General features: G+C 44.2%; 11 protein-coding genes. 1 reads left to right on the forward strand and 10 read right to left on the reverse strand.

The genetic code is table 11. The features are described from left to right. On the forward strand, window positions 1–218 hold a 218-nt coding region (locus tag H6A12_RS12775; RefSeq protein ID WP_204448400.1), incomplete at its 5' end, for a hypothetical protein. A gap of 232 nt (window positions 219–450) precedes the next feature. On the opposite strand, the gene H6A12_RS12780 is transcribed toward H6A12_RS12775, so the two are convergent. The 10 genes from H6A12_RS12780 to H6A12_RS12825 all read right to left on the reverse strand — a co-directional run bounded on the left by H6A12_RS12780 (window position 451) and on the right by H6A12_RS12825 (window position 6,842). Next, a complete protein-coding gene (locus H6A12_RS12780) occupies window positions 451–600 on the reverse strand; it encodes a hypothetical protein (RefSeq protein WP_162610185.1) in 150 nt (49 codons plus the stop codon). 34 nt (window positions 601–634) lie between these two features. After that, the gene (locus H6A12_RS12785; RefSeq protein ID WP_087168767.1) at window positions 635–826 is read right to left on the reverse strand and encodes a PspC domain-containing protein; all 192 of its coding nucleotides are present in this window, start codon (window positions 824–826) and stop codon (window positions 635–637) included. Continuing rightward, window positions 816–1,568, reverse strand: coding sequence for an ABC transporter permease (locus H6A12_RS12790; protein WP_204448401.1), 753 nt, complete (start codon window positions 1,566–1,568; stop codon window positions 816–818). Before H6A12_RS12790 ends, H6A12_RS12785 begins: the two co-directional genes overlap by 11 nt. 9 nt (window positions 1,569–1,577) lie before the next feature. Next, the gene (locus tag H6A12_RS12795) at window positions 1,578–2,324 is read right to left on the reverse strand and encodes an ABC transporter permease (protein ID WP_345941257.1); all 747 of its coding nucleotides are present in this window, start codon (window positions 2,322–2,324) and stop codon (window positions 1,578–1,580) included. Then, window positions 2,308–3,231: an ABC transporter ATP-binding protein gene (locus tag H6A12_RS12800; RefSeq protein WP_204448408.1), complete on the reverse strand. Its 924-nt coding sequence runs from the start codon at window positions 3,229–3,231 to the stop codon at window positions 2,308–2,310. The genes H6A12_RS12795 and H6A12_RS12800 overlap by 17 nt, the downstream gene beginning before the upstream one ends. 133 nt (window positions 3,232–3,364) lie before the next feature. Continuing rightward, window positions 3,365–4,288 (reverse strand): sensor histidine kinase, encoded by a 924-nt coding sequence (locus H6A12_RS12805; protein ID WP_204448403.1) that lies wholly within the window; start codon window positions 4,286–4,288, stop codon window positions 3,365–3,367. A gap of 2 nt (window positions 4,289–4,290) precedes the next feature. Then, window positions 4,291–4,992 carry a response regulator transcription factor gene (locus tag H6A12_RS12810; RefSeq protein WP_204448404.1) on the reverse strand — a complete coding sequence of 234 codons (702 nt, stop codon included), beginning with the start codon at window positions 4,990–4,992 and terminating at the stop codon, window positions 4,291–4,293. Beyond that, complete coding sequence (locus H6A12_RS12815) at window positions 4,985–5,173, reverse strand: helix-turn-helix domain-containing protein (protein ID WP_204448405.1); 189 nt, start codon at window positions 5,171–5,173, stop codon at window positions 4,985–4,987. The genes H6A12_RS12810 and H6A12_RS12815 overlap by 8 nt, the downstream gene beginning before the upstream one ends. Before the next feature lie 483 nt (window positions 5,174–5,656). Beyond that, entirely contained in the window at window positions 5,657–6,094 is a 438-nt protein-coding gene (locus H6A12_RS12820; RefSeq protein ID WP_204448406.1) for a hypothetical protein, read from the reverse strand. 7 nt (window positions 6,095–6,101) lie between these two features. Next, window positions 6,102–6,842 carry a helix-turn-helix domain-containing protein gene (locus tag H6A12_RS12825; RefSeq protein ID WP_204448407.1) on the reverse strand — a complete coding sequence of 247 codons (741 nt, stop codon included), beginning with the start codon at window positions 6,840–6,842 and terminating at the stop codon, window positions 6,102–6,104. Window positions 6,843–6,881 lie beyond the last annotated feature (39 nt).

Consider the following 6,881-nt stretch of genomic DNA (forward strand, 5'->3'; position numbering starts at 1 on the left):
TTACCTCCGATCAGTCTGAATTGCGAGAAATTCAGACTGGTCGGGCGGCCCCCTACAACGTGGGAATGATGGGGTTCCTCTATATAGAAAAACGCACCTGCAGAATGGGGCAACAGCCCCAACAGCAAGTGCGTTTCTTTTTAGTTCGTGTAAATCATGGCATGACGGTTCAGTATGAAAGGCGTAAAGCCACGGTGAACAGCAAGCGACTTTTTTGACAGCCTGCGCTCTGTCGCATTATGTCGAAACGCTTTTTGCTTCATGGCGGCTCCCTCCGTGGGCCGCCGATCCCGCCAGCGTCAGGGCGTCATTCCGTATGAGGGCATAAAGAATGGCGGCCTTGATTTTGTCAAAGCCGCCGTAATGTAATCAGGCATGGGAAATGGGCTGCTGCACGACGGCTTTTTTTCTTTTGCCGTCGTCCGGCAGATTGAAGTTATAAACCTATTTTTAGTACAAGCCGAGTTTGTCGGCCCATTCTGTCAGTCGTTCCACCATGCCTTTTGAATCATCAGAACGTGGATGGTTTTCTCTGTAATGCTGCATTGAAACAGCCAGTAAAGCAACAACTAAAAGTACAATGACTATGCGTTTTTTCATTCAATACCTCTCATGTTAGGCCGCCAAATTTCACTTAACGCGCCGCCTCTTTTGGTATAAAGATTGCCAGTATAATGTAAAGCATTAGCCCACTTCCATACACCATAATCAATAAGGCGCAGATAATACGCACAATCTTCGGAGAAAGGCCGAAATATTCAGCAATACCCCCACAGACACCGGCAATCCACCGATTATCTCTTGATCTACGAAGTTTATTTGCCATGATGTCTTTTCTCCTTTCCGCCGTGTCTATGCAACAGTAATATGAACACAGCAAGGCAACCACACACCAATAGGATAAAGATACTTCCGATTAGATTAGCAGTCGTCATTTCATAATAGCCAGCGACACCTAACAGGGCTGTAATAGGATAAAAAGTTCTTGTCAGGTTAGACATACTCATAAACAGCCCAGCGAAAGAATAAATTTCTGCCAGCAGCAAAGCCAGCCAATAGCTCTTTTTGGTATAGGACACTAACGCAATAATTGGAGATACCGCTAAAAAGACACCAATGCCCTCTAACAGATAACTCTTAAAAAAGGATAGTACCATTCCCACAGATAGATCGGTATGATGCAAAACCAATTCTACGGAAAAGGTAATTGCAAAAAGCAATAAATAAATCAAAATGCTAATTACAAAGGTCACAATCATTTTTGCTGCGGTCAATGTAGTTTCATTCACGGGGATCAGCAACAATGATTTCAAGGTGTCGTCTTGTTCCTCCCGGCAAATCATATAACTTCCGAGCATTGCAACGATGGCAGGCAGAACAAACATGGTAGCCCACGGTTGCACCATTGTCATGTACCAGCCTGCATCACTCAAATAAAACCCATCAACGGTTGTTTCCCGTCCCGCTACCAGCACAATGACCGCAATCAATACAGTTGCAAAGACAGTAAGCAAGATGATACTGGAACGGCGAAGTTTTCTCCATTCCGCCCAAAGCATTTTTCGCATCAAATCACCTCACTTTCTCTTGCGAAGCGAAAAAGCAGCAAATAGCACAGACAGCGCATCCCAAATAAAGATACAGAACAACGCCAGCGGGACATTGATATTCTGTGCGAAAGCAAGTCCCTGAATATTTCCGCTTCTTGCAATGATAACGGAAATGCTGGACACAGGATGCAGGTACATACTGATTGACGTGATAAAAAAGCCGAGAAATACATAAAGCAGCGTCATGCAAACGGGAAAAATATAGCCCTTTTTTGAAGCGGCAAGGGCTAAAATCGGCATAACAGCAAAAGCGGTCAATACGCCAATCTCCAAACACCTTTCTGCCAAAAATCCAACACTCTGCCACTCAAAAGCGACAAATCCGGGCAAAACACTGAATAGAACCGTAGCCACCGCCGAAATCAGCATGAAAACAATGGAATAGATCAACACAACAATAAACTTGCTGAAAAAATATCCCATTTTACTGACAGGGACAATCCAAAGCTGTTTGAGCATATCATAGCGGTTTTCATCGTGCATCAGCACAACACAAAATACGCCCAGCACAAAGGGAAGGATGATAAAGGGGGTATATCCAAAGGCGGCCAGCTTGTAAAACGCTACCGGGTCAATACCGCTCGCCTCAAAATAGTTGTAATAGACAAAAGAGAAAAACGGCATGATAAACGCAGCCAGCAGCATAAACCAAATCATTTTCTTGCGCCGCAGTTTCAAAAATTCTGTCTGAACCAAATTAAGCAATTCCCTCACCCCCCGTAATTCTTTTGAAATAGTCCTCCAAAGTATCATTACAGAGCTGGGAACTGATAACGGACACATCGTGCATAACAAGAGCTTTGTTGACTGCTCCCATATCCAGAGAAGTGTCATAGATACATAATGTGTGCCCATCGTACATATCAAAATTTGTCACATGAAATTCCTGCTCCAAAATCAGCATGGCCTTTGGCATATCACTTATCCGAAGCAGAATATACTTCCGATTTTTCTTTTCTAACACTTTCATGGTATTTTCTACCAGCAAGGTTCCGTGGTCGATAATACCAATATCATCCGCCAGAAGCGAAATCTCAGAAAGGATATGACTGGAAATCAAAATCGTTTTTCCACGTTCCGCGCTTAAATGTTTGATAAAGTCCCGCATTTCCGCAATGCCAATGGGGTCAAGTCCGTTGGTCGGTTCATCGAGGATTAAAAGTTCCGGGTCATGCAGAATTGCATTGGCAATGCCGAGCCGCTGCTTCATTCCCAGCGAATACTTGCTGAACAGCTTTTTATCTTTGTATGGTAGTCCCACCACTTTCAAAGCGTTTTTAACGGCGTTGGGGGCAGCAGTACCACGCAGCCTTGCGAAAATTTCAAGGTTCTCTGTTCCGGTTAGATTAGGATAGAACCCCGGCGTTTCAATAATTGCGCCAATGCGGGGATAAATACGTTTCTCATGGCCTTTGATGTTCTGTCCGAACACATCTACCTCGCCGGAAGTAATAGATGTCAGACCTAAAATCATCTTCATAATGGTGGTTTTTCCAGCTCCATTACGTCCCAGCAACCCATATATGCGCCCTTTCTTCACATGAAGATTAACGTCTTTCACGGCAGCCTGATCCCCGTAAGTTTTTGTTAGTTGTTTTGTTTCGATCAGATAATCGCTCATACTTATTTCCTCACTTTCCGGGCTGTAATGCCGCGATATAATACCGGCATCTCCAACCACAAGGCCAGTATAAAACACAAACCTTGCCATAACCTTGCCGAGATAAAAATTTTTCAAAAAAAGCTCTGCGAAATCACAGAGCTTTCGGAAGTATAATGGTAAATGTTGTTCCGGCTTCGGGAATACTGTCTGCTGTGATGGTGCCTTTATGGGCGTTCACCAGTTCTTTTGCAATGGAGAGGCCCAGCCCGTTCCCTCTGACAGACCGGGAACGGTCGCATTGATACATCCGTTCAAAGATATGGGGAAGATCTGCGTCAGAAATCCCTTTCCCGTTATCCGCCACCATGATTTTTGCCTGCTGCTCCGTTTCGGTCACGGTCAGGGTCACTTGTCTTGCGCCGCTGTGCGTCAGGATATTTTGCAGCAGGTTATTGAGAATACGGGTATAGGCGGTAGGGTCAACCCTCGTCATGTATTCTGTTTCGGGTATCTCAATTTCATAGGTGAGATCGTGGCTTTCCAGCAGCGGCACCCAGTCGGCCATGATGTCGCGGGAAAGTTCGTTCAGGTCGCAGACTTCAAAATGAAAAATCTGTTCCCCGGCGTCCAGCTTCACCCATTCAAACAGGGCGGTCACAAAGTCTTTCAGGTAGTGGGCTTTTTCCATAGCCACCCGGATATATTCTTCCTGCTCGGCCCCTGTCACCATCTTGCTTTCTACGGCCTCCAAATAGCCCACCAGAGAAGCAAGAGGGGTTTTTACATCATGGGAAAGGCTCGTCATAAGCCGTTTATAAGCCTGCTCGGATTGCTTTTGCTGGATCAGCCGGGATTGGCTGCTCATAGCAATTTCGTTGATGTCATAACAGATTTGCTTTGTTAGGTCACTTTCCCGCGCCAGCACACGGCGGTTTAGGTTCCCGTTCTTTATATCCGTCAAGGCATCTTTAATAAGGGAAAGCTGACCCCGGACACGGTGAAGTTTTGCTAAAAGCCAGCCAATTACCAGCAGGGCAATCAATAGGGCCAGCAGCAGATAAAGATTTAACTCCATACTCATGCCTCCTTATTAAACCGATACCCCACACCCCGGACGGTTTGAATATAAAACGGCTGTTCTGGATTTGGCTCAATCTTCTTCCGTAGTTTGCTGATAAAGGCCATGATATTGTTATCGTCAAAGTCGTATTCTTCCGTCCATACCTGTGTGTAAAGCTGCTTTTTTGTAAACACCCGGCCTTTATTGGATGCCAAAAGCAGAAGCAAATCAAATTCTTTGCCGGTTAGCTCTACCGGGATATTTTGGACAATCACCGTCCGATTGACTTTATCAATCACCATATCTTTCAGAAGCATGGTGGCGGCCTCGTTCCCGGTCACGGGATTTAAGGTAGTATAGCGCCGGATAAGCGAATTGACGCGGGCCATCAGCTCGTTAATGCTGAAAGGCTTTGTCAGGTAATCGTCTGCCCCCAGCCGCAGGCCGGAAACCTTATCTTCCTCATCGCTTTTGGCAGTCAGCATCAGCACCGGCACATTATTTTTCTCCCGGATTTTCTGCAATACCTGAAAGCCGTCCATACCCGGCATCATCACATCCAGAATAATCAGGCAACAGGCATCTTTGTTTTCTTTCAGCAGCCGCAAGCCTTCTAAACCGCCATGCGCCACCACCGCAGACAAATTTTCCTGTTCCACACATTTTTTCATCAAGGCACAAAGTTCCTTGTCGTCATCTATAATCAAAACACTATTCATGTTTCAAGGCCCTCCCTTGCTTTGTCCTGCCGTCCACCGGCTTTTGGGCGTCTTTGGGTATTAGCCAAACCGTTCCCATTTTTTCAGCTCCCGGAATGCGTCCCTCGGAGCAATAATAATTGATCTGCCGTGGAGAAATTCCCCATTTCTCGCCGGCTTCTCTTAAAGTCATATAATCCATTGCACATACCTCCAGCACCTATTATACTTCGCTCTTTCGAAGAATACAAGCCAAGAAACATGAACGCCTAAATAAGAATATGAAAAATAAGTATAAACGATATAAAAGGAACCTCTTGCGTTATCAAAGCAAGAGGTTCCTTATTTGGTTTAATTTAGCCCTCCAATAAGAGCTTCAACTTTTTAAGGACCTTCATTTTCCGAACGTGAACAGCATTGCGGTACACGCCAGAACACCAGCCATATATTGCCATTTCACAAGTCATCTTGGTATTCTGATACCATCAGCAGCCCTCCTTCTGAAAAACGGCATAAGAAAAGCAGGAAACCTGCTTCAAGATTTCCTGCTCGGTGGTGCCGCCGATAGGCAGCGGGTATTCAGCTTTGAAAGTTCGAGTTAAGGTGGCCAGATGATGGCCACCACGAATCCTCCTTCTCTAACTAACGGAATTCATCGTAGTACCTACTGCCATTCCAACCAATGTTATTCAAAATATCCATTCAAATAATCAGCCGTATCCTCACTCACTTCAAAAGTCATATCCAACCCGCCAATTTCAAAACTGATATAATCCCCATTGTATAGGGTGATGGTAGCAATATCATATAGTGTTCCATCGGTATCCGTCTGCCCCAGTTTGATTGTTTTCTCTTGTGCTAATCCAAAAGAACCAATTATAGCCGCTTCATCTGGCAGCGTTTTTAATTCCCATTGATCTAAATTCAGCGCCGAAACAAAATTCTTGATTTCCTCTGTATCAGTAATCGTATCAATAACTTCCGCTGTATCAGGAGAGATAACAGCTATTTCCTGTGCCTTTGAAATATCATCTCCATAATCGGAAGTATTTGTATTTTCGTTGGCTTGACAACCGCAAAGGAGTGCCAGTATTGCCACTAATGTAATCAATATTTTTTTCATAATATCCTCACTTTCCTTTCTGCTGATAGGCTTCATTCATAATCAAGAGCCGATAGGCACGAACAAGGCCAGACATATAAATACATAAAAATGTTCCAATTCCTGCAACAACCATTCCCGCAGCTAAAGCAATCGTATCTGCAAAGAGTAATTCTGCCGGAATAATTAAGGGAAAAAACAGAAATCCTAACGCAATTAAAGCAATTCCGATTAAGTTAAATAGTTGAAGGAATTTCTTTTTTTCTGCGTATGCCGTATTTAATTCCGCCTTTACGGTCTTATCAAATAGCAGAGGTTCCTTCCAGAGTTTTCTATATGGATTATCTGTTAATTTGACAGAGAATAGGAGAACAATCCCCACAATCAATATCAGCATAAACAGAAGCATGGAAATATCCGAAAACATAAACGAGATTGCAAGACTACCGACCATGATGCCTACGGCAATCGCAATTTTAAGATACTTCCTCTTTTGATACAAAAGGAAACCATCTGCCATTTCCCGGCTTACATATATTCCTTGCTCCGCAGCGGATTCCGGTGTCTGTGTACCTTCCTCATTCAATAAATAGTCGAGTGTCACATTAAAAATTTTGCTCATGCGAACAATCTTTTCTGTTTCTGGATAACCATTGTCGCGCTCCCATTTGCTGATAGCCTGTCTGGATACGCCCAACTGATAGGATAGTTCCTCCTGTGACAGCCCGGCTTCTTTCCGCAGCTTTTGTATTTTTTCCCCGAAGGTCATATTGGTATCCTCCTTTCGCTATCAGTATACGATTTTTAC

This window comes from Merdimmobilis hominis, from assembly GCF_016901855.1.
Lineage (GTDB): Bacteria > Bacillota > Clostridia > Oscillospirales > Ruminococcaceae > Paludihabitans.

What these genes read in the sequence shown, in the direction of transcription:
- H6A12_RS12820 (WP_204448406.1), bottom strand. Translation starts at nt 6,094, where the DNA reads ATGAAAAAAATATTGATTACATTAGTGGCAATACTGGCACTCCTTTGC.
- H6A12_RS12790 (WP_204448401.1), bottom strand. Translation starts at nt 1,568, where the DNA reads ATGCGAAAAATGCTTTGGGCGGAATGGAGAAAACTTCGCCGTTCCAGT.
- H6A12_RS12780 (WP_162610185.1), bottom strand. Translation starts at nt 600, where the DNA reads ATGAAAAAACGCATAGTCATTGTACTTTTAGTTGTTGCTTTACTGGCT.
- H6A12_RS12785 (WP_087168767.1), bottom strand. Translation starts at nt 826, where the DNA reads ATGGCAAATAAACTTCGTAGATCAAGAGATAATCGGTGGATTGCCGGT.
- H6A12_RS12810 (WP_204448404.1), bottom strand. Translation starts at nt 4,992, where the DNA reads ATGAATAGTGTTTTGATTATAGATGACGACAAGGAACTTTGTGCCTTG.
- H6A12_RS12815 (WP_204448405.1), bottom strand. Translation starts at nt 5,173, where the DNA reads ATGGATTATATGACTTTAAGAGAAGCCGGCGAGAAATGGGGAATTTCT.
- H6A12_RS12800 (WP_204448408.1), bottom strand. Translation starts at nt 3,231, where the DNA reads ATGAGCGATTATCTGATCGAAACAAAACAACTAACAAAAACTTACGGG.
- H6A12_RS12825 (WP_204448407.1), bottom strand. Translation starts at nt 6,842, where the DNA reads ATGACCTTCGGGGAAAAAATACAAAAGCTGCGGAAAGAAGCCGGGCTG.
- H6A12_RS12805 (WP_204448403.1), bottom strand. Translation starts at nt 4,288, where the DNA reads ATGGAGTTAAATCTTTATCTGCTGCTGGCCCTATTGATTGCCCTGCTG.